Source organism: Pseudoxanthomonas jiangsuensis (assembly GCF_010093185.1).
GTDB classification, from domain to species: domain Bacteria; phylum Pseudomonadota; class Gammaproteobacteria; order Xanthomonadales; family Xanthomonadaceae; genus Pseudoxanthomonas; species Pseudoxanthomonas jiangsuensis.
In genome coordinates this window covers 1-675 of record NZ_PDWL01000096.1, presented here as the reverse complement: position 1 = coordinate 675, position 675 = coordinate 1, and the positions used below count along the sequence as shown (strand labels likewise).

At 62.1% G+C, this 675-nt stretch carries 1 pseudogene; it reads right to left on the bottom strand.

What is annotated here, in order from left to right:
- Positions 1–539 (bottom strand): annotated as a pseudogene (locus tag CSC62_RS17435) (patatin-like phospholipase family protein); the annotation flags it as partial.
- Positions 540–675 lie beyond the last annotated feature (136 nt).

Genomic DNA, 675 nt, shown 5'->3' with positions numbered 1-675 from the left:
ATGATCGAGATCGACTGGTTCACCGTGCCCAGCAGGTCCCCCGGATTCTTGCCGCTGGCCTTGCTGGAAATATCCACGGCCACCACGAATTCGGCACCTAGCTGGCGCGCCGCATCCACTGGCACCGGGCTGACCACGCCGCCATCGACGAAGTGGTACTTACCGATGGTCACCGGCTCGAACACGCCGGGAATGCTGCTGGACGCGCGCACTGCCTGGCCGGCATTGCCGCGCACGAACACGGTGCGTTCGCCATCTTCCAGACGCGTGGCGACCGCCGCGAACGGCTTGCGCAGTTTTTCGATCGGTTTGCCGCCCAGCTGTTCGTTGACGTAGTCCTGCAGTTTCTGGCCTTGCACCAGGCCACCGGAAAACAGCCGCACATCGCGGATGCTGGTCTGGTCGAGCGCAACGGCCTTTTCCTGCATTTGGAACGCATCCATGCCGCTGGCATACAGCGCGCCCACCACGCTGCCGGCGCTGGTACCGGACACCACCACCGGTGCGAAGCCGTTGGCCTCGAGCATCTTGATCACCCCCTGTCTCTTTTACCACTCTTAAGCTGTCGACGAATACCGGGGTGTGGGACGCAGGGGTGGCGCGGTGTCTCAACAAACACAGAAATGTAGAGTAGAGATCGGCGATAACGTCAAGCGCGCGTGCGATATCACACCA